The organism is Bradyrhizobium japonicum USDA 6, assembly GCF_000284375.1.
GTDB lineage: Bacteria > Pseudomonadota > Alphaproteobacteria > Rhizobiales > Xanthobacteraceae > Bradyrhizobium > Bradyrhizobium japonicum.
Window position 1 is genome coordinate 4,052,267 of the sequence record NC_017249.1, and the last position, 15,775, is coordinate 4,068,041.

The following is a 15,775-nucleotide window of genomic DNA, read 5'->3' on the forward strand; positions in this document are numbered from 1 at the left end:
TCAGCGCGTGTTCTGGATCGTGGTCTTCAGCCGCGCGAGGGTGTCGCGACGGGCCGCTTCCCATTTGGTGTCGTCATAGGGCAGCACCTTGACCGCCGAGAACGGCAGCATCCCCGGTGCGACTGCCTCGAGCTCGATATCCTGACGGGCAGGGCGCCGGAACGTCGCCTTCAGCAACATCTCCTGGACTTCCTTGCTGGCCAGATAGTCGACAAGCCGTTTGGCAGGCTCGGGGTTCGGTCCGCCTTTCAGGATGGCCGCGCCCTCGACGCCCGCATAGGTGCCCTCGGCCGGATAGGCGACGCTCACCGGCGCACCGTTATGGGCCCACAGGAAGCCGGCGTATTCGAGCGTGATGCCAAGCGGATATTCGCCGCTGCCGATCCCGTCGAAGACCTGGGTCGAGCGGTTGAGCACCTTCGCATTCGCAAGCAACCCGTCCATCTTGGTCCAGGCCGCGTCGTCCGCGCCCCACAGCGAGAGAAGCGTGGTCGCGGCCGCATATGAGAATCCGGAATTGGCCGGATCGGTAAAGGCGAGCTTGCCTTTCCATTTCGGATCGAGGAGGTCTGCCCAGGCTTTGGGCCCGCCGGCCTTGTCGATCGCCTTGGTGTTCTGGCCGATCACAACAACCTGGATGTTGGTGCCCAGCCATAGGTCGTTTGGATCGCGAAATTGCGCCGGCACGGCTTCGCGGCCCTTCGCCGCGTAAGCCTGAAGGTGCGGGCTCGCGAGCCGCAGCAGCGTCGCACTGACGCCCCAGATCACATCGCCCTGCGGATTGGCGGCCTCGGACGCGACGCGGCGCACCAGCACACCTGATCCGGTCGAGACCACATCGACCTTGATCCCGGTCGCCTTGGCGAAGCCTTCGGCTACAAGCTTGTTCACGGTGTCGTCGTTGGCCGAATAGAGCACGACGCTCTGCTGGGCCGAGGCCAGCCCGGCCGCGAACAGCGATGCCGCGAGCGTCACGACTCGGGCGAGGATGGAGGCAGGAGATCTCATCGTGGTTCGCCCTTGTCGGTTCAGCGATTGCTCATGCGGTTGCGGCGAGGTACTCGGTGGCCGCCTTGAGCCCGGCGCCGCGTTCGATCGGCAGGCCGAACTTCGTGAGTGCGTCCTCGAGATGCAGAAGGTCGGTCAGAATGGTCCCCGCGCTCAAAGCACCCATCGTGCCAAACCGGATGACACGGCCGGAGAGACGGTTGCGGGCGCCTGCGATGACCGTGCGGTGATCCTGGTAGAGCTGCCGCACGATGGCTCCGCCTTCGAGCCCGTCGGGGACCTTGAAAACCACGACCGTGTTCGAGCGTGGCTCATCGCGGCAAAAATCTGCGAGTCCGAGCGCCGCGCCGCCGGCGCGCAGCGCGGCGGAGAGCTTCTTGTGGCGCGCGAGCACATTGGCGAAGCCTTCCTCGTGCATCATCGTCAAGGCCTCACGCAGGCCATAGATGAGGCTCACCGGTGCCGTGAAGGCGGTCTCGTTCTGCTCCGCGGATTTCAGCGCGCGACGGAAATCCCAATAGAAGGCCGATCGCTGCTCGTCCTGCCCGATCACGCGCCACGCCTTGGCGCTGACGCTGGCAAGTGCGAGGCCGGGCGGGCACATCAAGGCTTTCTGCGATGCAGAGACCACGATGTCGACGCCCCAATCGTCCTGCCGCATCGCGATGCCGCCGAGACCGCTGACGGAGTCTGCGATGAGCAGCGTTGGTCGGTCGCGCACCAGTGCGCCAAGCGCCGCGAGATCGGCCACGATCCCGGTCGAGCTCTCATTGTGCACGACGACGACGGCGCGATAGGCGTGCTCGCGCAATCGGGCTTCCACCGCGGCGACATCGATCGCCCGGCCCCATTCGATCGCGACCGTGTCGACGGTGATGTTCATGGCCTTGGCGATCGTGGTGAAACGCTCACCGAATTGACCATGCTCGACTACGAGGATCCGATGGCCCGGTCCGGCCACGTTGACGAGCGCAGCCTCCATAACGCCGGTCCCGGAGCTGGCAAAGAACAGGATGCGGTTCGTCGTGCCCAGAATCGGGCGGATCATTTCCTCTGCTTCGCCGATCGCAGTCCGGCATTCGGGACCACGGTGGTTGACCACCACCCGTGCCATCGCCTGCCGCACCCGCTCGGGGACTTCGGTTGGGCCGGGAAGCCGAAGACGGTATCCCGTCGCAGCGATGGCGTTTGGAGTGTTTGTGGTCGTCATAGCTTGAAGTCACCGTTCTGACGCATGTAGGGAACGAGGCCGCCCGCGCGCAGGATCGCCAGCATGATCGGCGGGAGCGGCTCCGGGCTGAGCGTCTCACCGCTGCGTTCGTTGCGGATCGCGCCGGTGCCGTCGGAGATCAGGATGTCGCCCTCGCGAATCCCACCGGTTTCGCAGACAAGCGGCAGCAGGCCGTTGTTGATCGCGTTGCGGTAGTAGGTGCGCGAGAAGCTTTGCGCCAGCACCGCCGGAATGCCGGCCCCGAGCACGGTCGTGACCGCAACCTCCATCGCCGAGCCGCAACCGAAATTCTTGCCCGCCACCAGGATGTCTCCGGGCTGCACAGAGGCTGCAAAGGTCGGGTCGACATGCTCGAACAGGAATTGCCTGAGAACGGCGCGGTCGAGGCTCTCACGCTTGCGGGTCGAACTGATGATCGAGTCGGTGTTGACGTCGTCGCCGACGAGTCGTGCGCGTCCTCGCAGAGCTGTCATCGCGACACCTTGCGAGGATCGGTTACGGCACCGCGCGTTGCGGCGGCCGCGCAAGCGGCCGGGGAGGCGAGGTAGATCGATGCCTTGGCGTTGCCCATGCGGCCTTTGAAGTTGCGGTTGGCGGTCGAGATCACCGAAACCCCGTCGCCGGGGATCACCCCGCAAGTCCCGCAGCAGGAGCCGCAGCCCGGCTCGACCACGGTGGCGCCGAAGCCGACCAGGGCGTCGAGCGTGCCATCGGCCGCCATGGCGTCGCGGACCTCGCGCGATGCCGGCGTGACCACGAGCTGCACGCCGGGCGCGACGCCTCCACCCGCCTCGAGCACGGCGAGGGCTTGATGGAAGTCGCGTAACCTGCCGCCGGTGCAGGTGCCGAGATAGACCATCTGTACCGGCGTGCCGGCCGCATCCTCGAGCGCCACGACCTGATCCACCAGATGCGGCAACGCAATCTGTGGTGTGAGGGCGTCGAGCGCGATCTCCACGGTCCGGCTGTAGTGCGCATCAGGATCCGCCGCGACCGGTTCGAAAGCCTGGCCGGTGCGGCCCTGCAGATAGGCGACGGTTTCAGCATCGGCCGGGAAAATGCCGGTCTTCGCGCCCATCTCGACCGCAAGATTGCTCAGGACGAGACGGTCCTCCAGCGCGAGGGTGGCGACCCCCGGTCCTGCGAATTCGAGTGCCTGATAGGCGGCACCGTCAGCGCCGAGCATGCCCGCGAGGGCCAGTGCGATATCCTTCGCATAGACGCCGCCCGGCAGTTGTCCGGTCAGGACGACGCGGATCGAATCCGGCACGCGCAGCCAGATCCGGCCACACAGCATGACCGCGGCGAGATCGGACGAGCCGATCCCGGTCGCAAAGCAATTCAGTGCCCCGTATGTCACGGCATGGCTGTCGGCTCCGACGACCAGACCACCCGGCAGAGCGCGGCCCGTCTCCACGATGAGCTGGTGACCGATTCCTTCGCCAACTTCATGCAGCGTGACGCTGAACCGCCTGGCGAAGTCCCGTATCACGCGGTGCAGCTCGATCGTCTGCGGGCTTGTCGGCGGCACGTAATGGTCGAGCGCAAAGACCAATCGGCCGGCATCGCGCACGTTCTCTCCGCCCATCGCCTTGAAATAGTCGAGCGCCATCGGGACCGAACCGTCGGTGCCGAGCGCGCAATCGACCTCGCAGACCACGAGGTCCCCGGCATGCGCATCCTGCCCGGATTTTCGAGCGAGGATCTTCTCGGAAATCGTGCGCCCGGCCATCGCTAGACCTCTGGCATCTCGCAGCCGAGACGGCGGAGCGAGGCGTCGACCCAGCTGCGATCGAGCGTACCGGCTTCGATCGCCGCCATTTGCTTGGTCTCGGCAGCCTGCTTGGCTTCGGCTGCCTCGATCACCGCTCGGCAATCGTCGATGGCGACGGCTAGCACGCCGTCGTCGTCGCCCAGCATCAAATCGCCGGACTGGATGACCATGCCGCCGATCGCGATCGGTCCGTTGATCTCGCCCGGACCGTCCTTGTACGGACCGCGATGAGTGACACCCGCCGCGAAAACGGGAAGGGGGTTTGCCCGGATCGCAGCGGCATCGCGGATCGCGCCATGGATAACGATGCCGGCGACGCCGCGCCGGGCGGCCTGCGCGAGCATCATCTCGCCGAAGATTGCGTTGCTGAGGTCGCCGCCCGCGTCGACCACGATCACGTCGCCGGCAACCGCGATGTCGAGCGCCTTGTGGACCATCAGATTGTCGCCGGGGCGCGTCTTCACGGTCAAAGCGGGACCGGCCATGCCGCCAGCCGCATGCATCGGCCGGAGCGTGGTGCCCCCCGCGGCCATGCGCGACATCACATCGCTGATGTTAGCGACCGGAAGGGCGCGAGCCCGTTCGACCCATTCGCCTGCGACAACACGCTTGCGGGAAAGGATCCTGAACCCTACGGCCATATCAACCCCATTGAAAATGGAACGCCGTTACGCATAGTGTAACGGTGACGAGCCGAGGTCAACCGAAAATCGGCAGGACAGGGATTTTCGATGCCCAAGACGCAAGGGGTCGCCGCCGTGCAACGGGCGTTGGCGATCCTGGATACCTTCGCTGGAGCCGGGTCGCGCAGCCTGGCCGACATCGCCAAGATCACGGGCTTGGCGAAACCGACCGTGATGCGCTCGCTGGTGTCGCTGGATGAAGCCGGCTACGTCGTCCGCCTCAGCGACGGCCGCTACGCGCTCGGCGCAAAGACATTCCAGCTCGGCACCACCTATCGGGCCAATTTCAATCTCGAACAGCATGTGCTGCCGGTCCTTCAGCGGCTAAGCCAGGAGACGTTGGAGAGCAGTGCGTTCCACGTGCGTGAACGCGATAGCCGGCTCTGTCTGTTTCGGGTGGATTCGCCGCAGCTCGTGCGCGACGTCGCGCGGCCCACCAATCTCGCGCCACTCGATTTGACCTCGACGGGACAAGTGCTGCGGACGGCGCGCTGGGCAGACCGCACGGATGACGGCGTGCAGGTCTTCGTCAGTTCCGGAATCTACGACGCTGTGACGGCCTCGCTCTCCACCGCCGTTTTCGGCCACGACGGAGCGCTGGTGGGCGCCATGACCGTGAGCGGCCCAATCGAACGCATCCGTCAGGCCGACCTCCAGGCGCTGGCGTCCCGGTTGACCGATGCCTCGTATCGGCTCTCACTTGTGCTCGGCGCCCCATTGTCACGCGAGGTCGGCACGCCGCGGATCATCAGCCTGCCATCGGCCGAAACAGGCTCTCCCTGACGCGCTCCGCTCGGGGCGGGCACTATTTCGACCGGCAAGCTCGTGAATGGACGCCGCTCAGGTCTACAAGGTGTTCGTAGCTGCGCGTGGGGGAATGCCCTTTGCAGCAATCTCCGCCGATAGCTCTTCGATCGTCTTGCGCTGTTCCATGGCGGCTCTGCGGATCAACGCAAAAGCGGCGGGCTCGGCGAGCGCGTGCGAGTGCATCACCTGAAGAACGGCGGCAAGCACGATGCGGCGGGATCGCAGACGCTGCTCCAGTTTGAGGATCTGCTGCTTCAAGTCGTTGGTGCGTTCGTTTCGCTCGAATGCCATGACGACTGCCGCATAGATGCCGGCCGAGCGTAGCGGCTTGACTAAGAACGACGCCGGATCGAGGTCGAAGACGAGCTTCAAGCGGCTCGGCGTCTCCGTGCCGAGCAGGGCGATGACCGGACAGCGCCCCAGGAACGGGGCTTCAAGCGGAAGAAGTTCATCGTCGATCAATGTCACGTCAGGCGCGAAGTCAATCGCCTGGCCGGGCGCCCATGCAGTGCTGTCGATGCCGAGACGTTCAAACTGGCGTCGCACGATCGATGCGTCGCGTTCGTCCTTGATGGCGACGAGTGCTTTGCGTCCGCGCAGCGAGAATGAAGACAGCTTGCTCATTTCACCACCCGCAAATGCGGCGCATTCGGCGATGTACCGCCCTTTGAGGTCTCCCTGAAGGGGGGGGCGGCGACGTCGAGCTGCGTCAGGTAAGGATCAGGCTTAACGGGCGCGTCGGCTTCCCAGAAGATGTCAAACTGTCCCCGTGCATTGGAGACTGCCAGTCGCGGCGTAAGGACGCAATGATTGTTGCTGCCGTCGATCCAGACCGGTCCTTGCGGCGAATTGTAGCGATAACCGGCCGCGGCGCGCCTGACCTCGCCGATGTCAGACGTGCCGGCCCGCTGCAGCGCGCGGGCCAGCAGATAGACGGCGACATAGGCAGATTGTCCGTCGACGGAGGGGCTACTGTCCTCGCCGTAGCGCGCTTTCCAACGTGCGACGAATGCACGGTTCTCGGACAGTTGTATGCTCTCGAAATAGGCCGATGATGTAATGCAGCCCGCCGAGGCCGGTCCGACGATCGCGAGTTCCGGCTCGCACAAGCTGCAGCTCAACATCGGAATGTCGAGGCTCGCGGCTTCGGCGGCAGCGCGGAAGGCGCGGATGAAGTCGTAGCTCGAGCTTCCGACCAACGTGTTGAACACGATTGGCGGCTTGCGGCGGATGATCTCGTCGACGATATGCCCGACGGCGCTTTCGCCGAGTTCGAGCAGCCGTTCGGCCAGGATGTGGCCTTCTGCTGCACTCACCAATTCGCGGGTGACGCGATTGGTCTCCCATGTCCAAACGTAGTTGGAGCCGACGCAGAAAATCTCGCGCGACAGATTGTCGAGCACGTAACGGACGAGCGGCAAGACGTTGTGATTGGGCGATGCTCCGACATAGATGACGTTGTCGGAGCACTCGAAACCCTCGTAGCGCGCAGGATACCAAAGCAGGCGATCGGTACGCTCCACAATCGGCAAGACCTGCTTTCGCGATGCAGAGGTATAGCAGCCGATGATGTGCTCGACGCCGACATTGCGGATGAGATCGTCGCAGACCGTGTGGTATTCGGAGATGATGCCGCGAGGATCGCGGATATGAGCGGCGATCGAGAAGTCGAACTCGGCTTGGTTGTTGATCTCGTCGACCGCCATCATGGCGCTCTTGAGGATCTCGCGGCCCATGGCCTGATAAGGCCCGGACTGCGAACAGATGATACCAACGGGAACGGACGGCTTTGTCATCTATGGCTTTCGGCGACGCGACGCGTCAGGAAACCATCATGACTGATGTTGGTGCAAGAGGGGTTGCTGATTTGCTGCGCATGCACATTGCGAAATTTGTGCAACTGGCCTCGTTGACAAGGTGCTACGCACATCCTTAGAATTTTGTACTACGGGCTTCCACTCGAACCCTGCGTGCGTTGATCTGGCCGATGACGTCCTGGTCTCTGCACAAAGTGCTTCGTTCGATTTCGGATCCGATGCGATAGATCATAGACGCGGCATTTGAGCCATTCGTCACCTCATTCGCGAGGGACGGGTGGCTTTTTCGTTTTGCCGCTAAGAAAATTGGCGATGCGTCCGCGTCGCCAAGCCGATGACGCGCGCGCGACGATTGCCATGCCTGCGCTTGCGTCGGCCAAAACGTGGGGAGACGATGGCAATGACAGATATTCATTATCTCGGGCTCGTCGAGGTCGGACAGCAGATTCAAGCCAAAAAGCTGTCGCCGGTCGAAGTTACCAAGGCGATGCTCGGGCGGATCGAACAGCTCGACGTAAAACTCAAGAGCTACGCCTATCTGATGGCGGACTCGGCCCTGGCACAAGCGGCCGCGGCCGAGAAGGAAATCGCATCGGGCAAGGTCAGGGGACCGCTGCATGGCGTTCCGGTTGCGGTCAAGGATCTCTGCTGGGCCAAGGGCGCACCAGCGGCGCACGGCATGACGATTCATCGCGATTTCCGCCCCGCCGAGGATGCGACCGTCGTCGCGCGGTTGAAAGATGCCGGCGCCATCATCCTCGGCAAGCTGCAGCAAACCGAGGGCGCCTACGCCGATCATCACCCGAAGATCGACCCGCCGAAGAATCCGTGGAACGCGGATCTCTGGTCCGGCGCATCCTCGAGCGGCTCCGGCGTTGCTACTGCGGCGGGCCTCTGCTTTGGCTCGCTCGGCACCGATACGGGCGGATCAATCCGCTTTCCGTCCGCGGCTAACGGCGTCACCGGGCTCAAGCCGACCTGGGGACGCGTCAGCCGCTACGGGGCATTCGAGCTTGCGGCGACGCTGGATCATATCGGCCCGATGGCAAGGAGCGCGGTCGATTGCGGCGCCATCCTCGGCGTGATCGCGGGTCAGGACCCCAAGGACACGACGTCGGTTCCGCTGCCCGTGCCTGACTATCTCGCCAGTTTGTCCGGCGACCTTCGCGGCGTGACGATCGGCGTCGACCGGCGCTGGACCAGCGAAGGCACCGATGGCGATGCGGCCAATGTGTTGACCGAGGGTCTGCGTGTAGCGGCCGATCTCGGCGCGAAGATCAAGGAGATCACGTTCCCCGATCCCAAGGCGGTCATCGACGACTGGTTCCCGCTCTGCGGCATCGAGGTCGCCGTCGCGCACGAGGACACCTATCCCGCGCGCAAGGACGAGTACGGCCCGGCACTCGCTGGGCTGCTCGATCTCGGTCGGCAGCAGTCCGGCATGGACTATCAGAAGATCGTGCTCCGGCGCGAAGCGTTTCGTGGCGCCGTCCGCCTTCTGTTCGAATCCGTCGATCTCCTCGCAGTGCCGGCCCAGGCATTCGCCGCGCCGACGCTCGCCAAGATGGCGTCGCTCGGCGAGGACGCCTCGCTGATCGCAGGCTTGCTTCGCTTCACATGCCCATTCGACATGACGGGAAGCCCGACCGTGACGCTACCCGGCGGCTTCGCCGCGAATGGCGGTCCGGTTGGCTTCCAGTTCATCGGTCGTCATTTCGATGAGGCTGGCCTCGTCCGCGCGGGCGATGCGTTCCAGCGCGTTACCGACTGGCACAAGCGTCATCCCGGGATCTGAGTTGAGGAGCCGATCATATGCCCGCAGAAGACTGGTTGAAGAGTTCCATCATGGCCAAGCGTGCCGTCGCCAAAGGCGCAACCGGCGCGACGCATAGTCTGACGATCGAGCAGCAGGGCGGCTTCCACTACGTCTATGGTCCCTATGCCAAGCCGACCCTGTCGATCGACCCCGGCGGAGTCGTGGTTGTCGAGACGGAGGATGCGTTCGGCGGCGTGCTCACCAAGGAGACCGACAGCCCTACCGCCAAATTGAACTTCCCCTATCTCAATCCGCAATGCGGGCCGATCGCGGTGAAGGGCGCCAAGAAGGGCGATTGCCTCGCGATCTACATCCGCGACGTCGAGACCCGCGGCGAGCAGCCGGCCGGCACGACCTGCATTATTCCTGAGTTCGGCGGACTCGTCGGGACAAGCTCGACGGCACTGCTCAATCCGCCATTGCCGGAGCGCGTGAAGAAGCTGCATGTCGACAGGAACGGCGTTCGCTGGAACGACAAGATTACGCTGCCCTACGAGCCGTTTATCGGCACCATTGGCGTCTCGCCGGAGATCGAGGCGATCTCCTCGCTGCAGCCGGATTACCACGGCGGCAACATGGATCTGCCCGACGTCGCCCCCGGCGCGATCATCTATTTCCCGGTGCATACCGACGGCGGGATGCTCTACGTCGGCGACTGTCACGCGACGCAGGGCGACGGCGAACTCTCGGGCGTGGCGCTGGAGCAGCGCGCGACCGTCACGCTGCAGGTCGACCTGATCAAGAACTGGAGTTTCGCCTGGCCGCGGCTCGAGACAAAGGACTTCATCATGACGATCGGCAGCGCCCGCCCGCTCGAAGACGCGGCCCGTATCGCCTATCGCGAACTCGTGCGGTGGATGGCGGCCGATTACGGCTTCGACGAGATCGACGCCTACATGCTGCTCAGCCAAGCCGGCCGCATGCGGCTCGGCAACATGGTCGACCCCAAATACACGATGGGCGCATCGATCCTGAAGAATTACCTCAAGCCATGACATCCAGCCGCTTTCAGAAACAGGGGACATCACGATGAATTCGGGACGTAAGCTCGGAATGGTCTTGCTCGGCGCTATGCTCGGTACAGCGGCTGGGGTGAGTGTCGCTTGGGCGGCCGAGCCGCCGTTGAAGGTGGGTCTGCTTGAGGACGTTTCAGGCGACCTCGCCTTCATGGGCATGCCGAAGCTGCACGGCTCTCAGCTGGCCGTCGAGGAGATCAACAAGAGCGGCGGTATCCTTGGTCGGCAGATCGAGTTGATTCACCTCGATCCGCAGGGCGACAACGCGCGCTATCAGGAGTTCGGCCGTCGACTGCTCAACCGCGACAAGGTCGACGTGCTGATCGGCGGCATCACCTCGGCCTCGCGCGAGGCGTTGCGTCCGATCGTCGATCGCACCTCGACGCCGTACTTCTACACCAACCAGTATGAAGGCGGCGTCTGCGACGCCAGCATGATCAGCATGGGCGCGGTGCCCGAGCAGCAATTCTCGACGCTGATTCCGTGGATGGTCGAGAAGTTCGGCAAGAAGGTCTATGTCATCGCCGCCGATTACAATTTCGGTCAGATTTCGGCTGAGTGGAACCGCAAGATCATGAAGGATCTCGGCGGCGAGGTCGTCGGCGAGGAGTTCATCCCGCTCGGCGTGTCGCAGTTCGCGCAGACCATCCAGAATATCCAGAAGGCGAAGCCGGATTGGTTGCTCACGATCAACGTCGGTGCTGCCCAGGATTCGTTCTTCGAGCAGGCGGCCGCGGCCAACCTCAACCTGCCGATGGGATCGTCGATCAAGGTCATGCTCGGCTTCGAGCACAAGCGGTTCAAGCCGCCGGCGCTCAACAACATGCATGCGACTGCGAATTGGTTCGAGGAAATCGATACGCCGGAGGCGACCGAGTTCAAGAAGCGCTGGCATGCGAAATTCCCTGACGAGCTCTACATCAACGACATGGGCTACAATGCCTATAATGCGCTCTACATGTACAAGGCGCTGGTCGAGAAGGCGAAGTCGATCAAGCTCGACGACATGCGCAAGGTCATCGCGACCGGCGATGCATGCATCGACGCTCCCGAAGGCAAGGTGTGCATCGATCCGAAGAGCCAGCACACCTCGCACCGTATGCGCCTGATCTCGGTCGGGCCGAAGCATGAGGTGAAGGTCGAGAAGGACTATGGGACGATCCAGCCGTACTGGCTTGGCCAAATCGGTTGCGATCTCACCAAGAAGAACGACAAGGACCAATACACGCCGAGCCATCTCCCGAAGAAATCGTGACGCCTGACGGGCACGGATTTTGCTCGTATTGAGAGTTGCGTTCTTGGACAAGGCCGGCGCCGCAACGATGCGGCGCCGGGATCGGCAAAGGGACCAAGATGTCGGCTGAAGTATTCTCGGTATTCTATCAGTTCGCCGATGTGTTCGCGTTCCTCATTCTCTCGGCCGCAGGTCTCGCTATCGTGTTCGGCATGATGGGCGTCATCAATATGGCGCATGGCGAGTTCATCATGTGCGGGGCCTATGTCACCGTCGGCCTGGTGAATCTGGGCATTCCGCTCGCGATTGCCCAGATCCTGGCCGCGCTGACGGCGGGGCTCATCGGTGTCGCCGTCGAGTTCCTGATCGTGCGGCGCTTCTACAAGCGGCCGCTGGATTCTCTGCTCGCCACTTGGGGGCTCAGCCTCATCGTGACGCAATCGATGCTCCTGATTGTCGGTTCAGCCGTGCGGGGCATCGGAACGCCCGAAGGAAGCTTCGCGATCGGCGGCTATACGTTTTCGACCTATCGTCTGGTTCTGTTCGGTTGCGCGGTGGCCGTGCTGGGCGGTCTCTACGTCGTTTTCATGAAGACGCGCTTTGGTGTGATCGCCCGGGCGACGATGCAGAATGCGGCGATGGCGAAGGCGCTGGGCGCGCGAACCGGCCGAATCTATTCGATCAGCTTCGGGATCGGCACCGGCCTTGCCGGACTTTGCGGGGCGCTCTACGCGCCAACAATGACGCTGATCCCGACAATGGGGGCGACCTTCGTGGTCGAAAGCTTCGTTACGGTCGTAATCGGAGGGGCAAACGTGCTGCTCGGAACAGCGCCGGCCGCTGTGTTCCTGGCGATGATCCGGATGGCGCTGAACGCGAGCTACGGCCAGATCATCGGACAGATTGGCATGCTGGTCGCCGTTATTTTGATCATTCGGGTGTTGCCCGAGGGACTCTCCAGCGTCCTGGTTCGTCGTGGGCGCTAAAGGGAATTTGTGATGTTCAAGCTGCTGGAAGGTCCGCAGACGCTCGGACGTGGCAAGATCTTCTGGTCCTGCTTCCTTGCAGTGCTCGCGGGCGCACTGACATATCCGCTGTTCGCCGACTCCTATGATGTGGGGAATTTCGCCTATTTCCTGATCTGGATATTCATGGCGCTCGGCCTCTGCCTGATGTGGGGCTATGGCGGGATGCTGTCGTTCGGCCAGACCTTGTTCTTCGGCATCGCCGGTTACGGTTATGGCGTGCTCGCGATCAACATGGGCGGCGGCACCGCAACGATCGCCGCGCTTGCGCTGTCTGTTGTCATTGCGATGGTGGCGGCCGGCATCCTCGGCTATTTCATGATCTGGGGTGGCATCAACGGCATCTTCTTCGGGATCGTGACGCTGTCTGCAACGCTGGTGCTTGCCTTCTTCCTCGGCCAAACGGCGGGGCCGGAATGGCACATCGGCCCGGCGCGGCTGAATGGCTTCAACGGCATGAAGGGCATGGACCCGCTCGCCGTCGGCGACTTCTATATCGAGGGATCGGCACTCTACTACGTCATGATCGCGCTGATCGTGATCGTCTATCTGGCATTGCGCATGCTCGTGAATTCGGGCATCGGCAACGTCATCGTGGCGACGCGCGAGAACCCGCAGCGCGCCGAGATGCTGGGTTATGACGTCCGGAAATACCAGCTCCTGACCTTCGTGATCGGCAGCGGCCTCGCAGGGCTGAGTGGTGCGCTGTACACGTCGTGGGGCCAATTCATCACGCCGTCCAGCATCGGCCTGCCCGCGGCGGCGATGCCCATCGTATGGGTGGCTTTCTCCGGACGGAGCGATCTGACAGCAACTCTGGTCGGATCGTTCCTGCTGCTGTTCGGCTTTCAGACGATCACGGTCTACAGCCAGCAGGCAGCACTCGTGCTGATGGGAGCGCTGCTGCTCGCCACGGTGATGCTGGCGCCGCAGGGTTTTGTGCTCGGCGTCGGCAAGCTTGCTGCCGATTGGTGGAGCGGGCGTCGGCGGCGCGATGATAGCTCCGTCATGGCGGAGACTGGTCGCTTGCAGTCGGAAGAGTCCTGATCATGGCGCTGGTCGAAGTCAAAGGCGTATCCAAGCGTTTTGGCGGATTGACCGCAGTCTCCGACGTCGACCTCACTGTCAACGCCGGCGAGGTCCACTGCCTGATCGGACCCAATGGCGCCGGCAAGAGCACATTGTTCAAGCTGATCGTGGGTCTCTACCCGCCGAGCCAGGGCAGCATCCTGTTCGATACCGTCGACATCACCAAGGAGCGTCCCTACGCACGCGTGCAGCGAGGCATGAGCATCAAGATGCAGGCTCCGAGCGTGTTCAAGGAGCTGCCGGTCCGGCAGAACATCCAGATCGCGCTCCAGGAGCGACTGTCCGGCGCGGAACGCATCGCCGAGGAGGATCGCCTGCTGACTCTGCTCAACCTGGGGCCGGACAGCGATAAGCTCGCGGGTGCGCTATCGCATGGACAGCAGCAATGGCTCGAGATCGGGATGGCGCTGGCGCTGAAGCCGCAGCTCCTGCTGCTGGATGAGCCGACTGCCGGCATGTCGCCGGAGGAAACCTTCAAGACCGGCGAGCTGATCAAGTCGTTCAATGCCGAAGGAATGACGGTGCTTGTCGTCGAGCATGACATGGCCTTCGTGCGCCAGGTCGCCCAGCGCGTCACGGTGCTGCATCTCGGCAAGATTTTCGCACGCGGTGATCTCGAAAGCATTTTGCAGGACGCGAAAGTCGCGGAAATTTATCTCGGTAAGACGCATGCTCACTGAACCCAATCCCACGGACCGGATTCTGGACGTATCGGAATTATGGGCGGGATACGGTGCGACGCCGATTCTGCAGGGCGTCACCATGTCGGTCTCCCGCGGCGAGATTGTCGGCGTGATCGGCCGTAACGGTGTCGGCAAGTCGACGCTGATGCGGTGCCTGATCGGTTTGCTGCAGACCTGGCGTGGCACGATCAGCTTCCTGGAGCAGGACGTCACAAAGCTCGAAGCCGACGCGCGGGCGAGGGCGGGCTTCGGATACATCCCGCAAGGGCGGGATGTCTTTCCGCAGATGACCGTCGAGGAAAACCTGCAGGTCGGCGAGTTGATCGGCGGTCCCGGCGGGAGGAAGCTGCCGGAGCTTGTCTATGAGTATTTTCCGCGGCTCAAAGAACGCCGGCGTCAGGCCGCAGGCACGATGTCGGGCGGCGAGCAGCAACAGCTCGCCATAGGCCGCGCGCTGATCGGCAATCCGTCCTTGATGATCCTGGACGAGCCCTCCGAGGGTATCCAGCCCTCGATCGTCCAGCACATCTGCGAGGCGCTGAGATCGTTCCGGAACGAGCTCGGGACCACCATCATCTTCGTCGAGCAGAACCTCGACACGATCCTGGCAATTGCCGAGCGTTGTTACATCATGGAGAAGGGCAGGATCGCGCAGTCGCTGGCGGGTGGCGAGGTTAACGAGGACAATGTCCGCGAGCAGCTCCTGCTCTGAACGGCCGCACGGCATGTTTTCAAGTCGTCAATAGGGAGGGAATGGACATGGATCTGGGACTCAAGGGAGCAAAGGTTCTCGTCACCGGCAGCACCAAGGGGATCGGCAGGGCGATCGCCGACACATTCGCGGCGGAAGGCGCGGATGTCGGCATCTGCGCGCGCAACCAGGCCGACGTCGATAGCGCAGTCGCCGCGATCAAGGCGAAGGGCGTCGCCGCCTTTGGTAGTTCGGTCGATGTCTCAAACGGTCCGGCGCTCAAGACCTGGGTCGAGGATATGGCCTCGAAGCTTGGCGGCATCGACGTCGTCGTCGCCAATGTCAGTGCGCTGTCGATCGGACAGGACGAGGAAAGCTGGGAGAAGGAATTCTCCACCGACATGATGGGCACCGTGCGGCTGGTCAATGCGGCGATGCCGTATCTCGAGAAGAGCAAGGCCGCGGCGATCGTGACCATCTCCAGCGTTTCAGGGCGCGAGGTTGACTTCGCCAGCGGCCCCTACGGCACGTTCAAGGCCGCGATCATCCACTATACGCAAGGTCTCGCGTTCCAGCTTGCCAGCAAAGGCATCCGCGCCAATTCGGTGTCGCCGGGCAACACCTATTTCGAGGGCGGTGTCTGGAATCAGATCAAGGACGGCAATCCCGAGCTTTACAAGACCGCGCTGGCGCTGAATCCGACCGGCCGCATGGGGACGCCGCAGGAAATGGCGAACGGTGCGGTGTTCCTTGCCAGCAAGGCCGCGAGCTTCATTACGGGGACCAACCTCGTGGTCGATGGTGCCCTCACGCGCGGGGTGCAGTTCTAGGCGCTTATTGAGCAGCGCAATCACGAGACCGGGCCGTCTGCGGTGCCGGTGGGCGAAGCCGTTTCCGACAA

At 63.2% G+C, this 15,775-nt stretch carries 16 protein-coding genes; 9 read left to right on the forward strand and 7 right to left on the reverse strand.

Annotated elements, in window-relative coordinates; translation table 11 throughout:
• The 5 genes from BJ6T_RS18845 to BJ6T_RS18865 are packed head-to-tail and all read right to left on the reverse strand — an operon-like array spanning position 1 to position 4,654.
• Positions 1–1,008 carry an extracellular solute-binding protein gene (locus BJ6T_RS18845; RefSeq protein ID WP_014494054.1) on the reverse strand — a complete coding sequence of 336 codons (1,008 nt, stop codon included), beginning with the start codon at positions 1,006–1,008 and terminating at the stop codon, positions 1–3.
• A gap of 31 nt (positions 1,009–1,039) precedes the next feature.
• The gene (locus BJ6T_RS18850) at positions 1,040–2,218 is read right to left on the reverse strand and encodes a pyridoxal-phosphate-dependent aminotransferase family protein (RefSeq protein WP_014494055.1); all 1,179 of its coding nucleotides are present in this window, start codon (positions 2,216–2,218) and stop codon (positions 1,040–1,042) included.
• Positions 2,215–2,712, reverse strand: coding sequence for a LeuD/DmdB family oxidoreductase small subunit (locus BJ6T_RS18855; RefSeq protein ID WP_014494056.1), 498 nt, complete (start codon positions 2,710–2,712; stop codon positions 2,215–2,217). The genes BJ6T_RS18850 and BJ6T_RS18855 overlap by 4 nt, the downstream gene beginning before the upstream one ends.
• Entirely contained in the window at positions 2,709–3,971 is a 1,263-nt protein-coding gene (locus tag BJ6T_RS18860; RefSeq protein WP_014494057.1) for a 3-isopropylmalate dehydratase large subunit, read from the reverse strand. The genes BJ6T_RS18855 and BJ6T_RS18860 overlap by 4 nt, the downstream gene beginning before the upstream one ends.
• 2 nt (positions 3,972–3,973) lie before the next feature.
• Positions 3,974–4,654 (reverse strand): RraA family protein, encoded by a 681-nt coding sequence (locus BJ6T_RS18865; protein ID WP_014494058.1) that lies wholly within the window; start codon positions 4,652–4,654, stop codon positions 3,974–3,976.
• Positions 4,655–4,744: 90 nt separating this feature from the next.
• Between BJ6T_RS18865 and BJ6T_RS18870 the strand changes: the two genes are divergently transcribed.
• Complete coding sequence (locus BJ6T_RS18870) at positions 4,745–5,479, forward strand: IclR family transcriptional regulator (protein ID WP_014494059.1); 735 nt, start codon at positions 4,745–4,747, stop codon at positions 5,477–5,479.
• Between the two features lie 63 nt (positions 5,480–5,542).
• Here BJ6T_RS18870 and BJ6T_RS18875 read toward each other — a convergent pair whose 3' ends face one another.
• Together BJ6T_RS18875 and BJ6T_RS18880 are read right to left on the reverse strand one after the other, a co-directional pair.
• Positions 5,543–6,127 (reverse strand): ANTAR domain-containing response regulator, encoded by a 585-nt coding sequence (locus BJ6T_RS18875; protein WP_014494060.1) that lies wholly within the window; start codon positions 6,125–6,127, stop codon positions 5,543–5,545.
• Entirely contained in the window at positions 6,124–7,299 is a 1,176-nt protein-coding gene (locus BJ6T_RS18880; RefSeq protein WP_014494061.1) for a transporter substrate-binding domain-containing protein, read from the reverse strand. The genes BJ6T_RS18875 and BJ6T_RS18880 overlap by 4 nt, the downstream gene beginning before the upstream one ends.
• 415 nt (positions 7,300–7,714) lie before the next feature.
• Here BJ6T_RS18880 and BJ6T_RS18885 point away from each other — a divergent pair, with 415 nt between their 5' ends.
• From BJ6T_RS18885 to BJ6T_RS18920, 8 genes are all read left to right on the forward strand, one after another.
• Entirely contained in the window at positions 7,715–9,115 is a 1,401-nt protein-coding gene (locus tag BJ6T_RS18885) for an amidase (RefSeq protein WP_028170583.1), read from the forward strand.
• A gap of 17 nt (positions 9,116–9,132) precedes the next feature.
• Entirely contained in the window at positions 9,133–10,131 is a 999-nt protein-coding gene (locus BJ6T_RS18890) for an acetamidase/formamidase family protein (RefSeq protein WP_014494063.1), read from the forward strand.
• A 34-nt stretch (positions 10,132–10,165) separates the two neighbouring features.
• Positions 10,166–11,407, forward strand: a complete 1,242-nt coding sequence (locus BJ6T_RS18895) for an urea ABC transporter substrate-binding protein (protein WP_043900218.1) — start codon at positions 10,166–10,168, stop codon at positions 11,405–11,407.
• Between the two features lie 98 nt (positions 11,408–11,505).
• Positions 11,506–12,372 (forward strand): ABC transporter permease subunit, encoded by an 867-nt coding sequence (locus BJ6T_RS18900; RefSeq protein ID WP_014494065.1) that lies wholly within the window; start codon positions 11,506–11,508, stop codon positions 12,370–12,372.
• A 12-nt stretch (positions 12,373–12,384) separates the two neighbouring features.
• Positions 12,385–13,458 carry a branched-chain amino acid ABC transporter permease gene (locus BJ6T_RS18905; RefSeq protein WP_014494066.1) on the forward strand — a complete coding sequence of 358 codons (1,074 nt, stop codon included), beginning with the start codon at positions 12,385–12,387 and terminating at the stop codon, positions 13,456–13,458.
• A gap of 2 nt (positions 13,459–13,460) precedes the next feature.
• A complete protein-coding gene (locus tag BJ6T_RS18910; RefSeq protein ID WP_014494067.1) occupies positions 13,461–14,180 on the forward strand; it encodes an ABC transporter ATP-binding protein in 720 nt (239 codons plus the stop codon).
• Entirely contained in the window at positions 14,170–14,895 is a 726-nt protein-coding gene (locus BJ6T_RS18915; protein ID WP_014494068.1) for an ABC transporter ATP-binding protein, read from the forward strand. Before BJ6T_RS18910 ends, BJ6T_RS18915 begins: the two co-directional genes overlap by 11 nt.
• Positions 14,896–14,942: 47 nt before the next feature.
• Complete coding sequence (locus BJ6T_RS18920) at positions 14,943–15,704, forward strand: SDR family NAD(P)-dependent oxidoreductase (RefSeq protein WP_028170586.1); 762 nt, start codon at positions 14,943–14,945, stop codon at positions 15,702–15,704.
• The last annotated feature ends 71 nt before the right edge of the window (positions 15,705–15,775 follow it).

Excerpts from the sequence above, each read along its gene's own strand:
- BJ6T_RS18845 (WP_014494054.1), bottom strand. The coding sequence starts at position 1,008 with ATGAGATCTCCTGCCTCCATCCTCGCCCGAGTCGTGACGCTCGCGGCA.
- BJ6T_RS18850 (WP_014494055.1), bottom strand. The coding sequence starts at position 2,218 with ATGACGACCACAAACACTCCAAACGCCATCGCTGCGACGGGATACCGT.
- BJ6T_RS18855 (WP_014494056.1), bottom strand. The coding sequence starts at position 2,712 with ATGACAGCTCTGCGAGGACGCGCACGACTCGTCGGCGACGACGTCAAC.
- BJ6T_RS18860 (WP_014494057.1), bottom strand. The coding sequence starts at position 3,971 with ATGGCCGGGCGCACGATTTCCGAGAAGATCCTCGCTCGAAAATCCGGG.
- BJ6T_RS18865 (WP_014494058.1), bottom strand. The coding sequence starts at position 4,654 with ATGGCCGTAGGGTTCAGGATCCTTTCCCGCAAGCGTGTTGTCGCAGGC.
- BJ6T_RS18870 (WP_014494059.1), top strand. The coding sequence starts at position 4,745 with ATGCCCAAGACGCAAGGGGTCGCCGCCGTGCAACGGGCGTTGGCGATC.
- BJ6T_RS18875 (WP_014494060.1), bottom strand. The coding sequence starts at position 6,127 with ATGAGCAAGCTGTCTTCATTCTCGCTGCGCGGACGCAAAGCACTCGTC.
- BJ6T_RS18880 (WP_014494061.1), bottom strand. The coding sequence starts at position 7,299 with ATGACAAAGCCGTCCGTTCCCGTTGGTATCATCTGTTCGCAGTCCGGG.
- BJ6T_RS18885 (WP_028170583.1), top strand. The coding sequence starts at position 7,715 with ATGGCAATGACAGATATTCATTATCTCGGGCTCGTCGAGGTCGGACAG.
- BJ6T_RS18890 (WP_014494063.1), top strand. The coding sequence starts at position 9,133 with ATGCCCGCAGAAGACTGGTTGAAGAGTTCCATCATGGCCAAGCGTGCC.
- BJ6T_RS18895 (WP_043900218.1), top strand. The coding sequence starts at position 10,166 with ATGAATTCGGGACGTAAGCTCGGAATGGTCTTGCTCGGCGCTATGCTC.
- BJ6T_RS18900 (WP_014494065.1), top strand. The coding sequence starts at position 11,506 with ATGTCGGCTGAAGTATTCTCGGTATTCTATCAGTTCGCCGATGTGTTC.
- BJ6T_RS18905 (WP_014494066.1), top strand. The coding sequence starts at position 12,385 with ATGTTCAAGCTGCTGGAAGGTCCGCAGACGCTCGGACGTGGCAAGATC.
- BJ6T_RS18910 (WP_014494067.1), top strand. The coding sequence starts at position 13,461 with ATGGCGCTGGTCGAAGTCAAAGGCGTATCCAAGCGTTTTGGCGGATTG.
- BJ6T_RS18915 (WP_014494068.1), top strand. The coding sequence starts at position 14,170 with ATGCTCACTGAACCCAATCCCACGGACCGGATTCTGGACGTATCGGAA.
- BJ6T_RS18920 (WP_028170586.1), top strand. The coding sequence starts at position 14,943 with ATGGATCTGGGACTCAAGGGAGCAAAGGTTCTCGTCACCGGCAGCACC.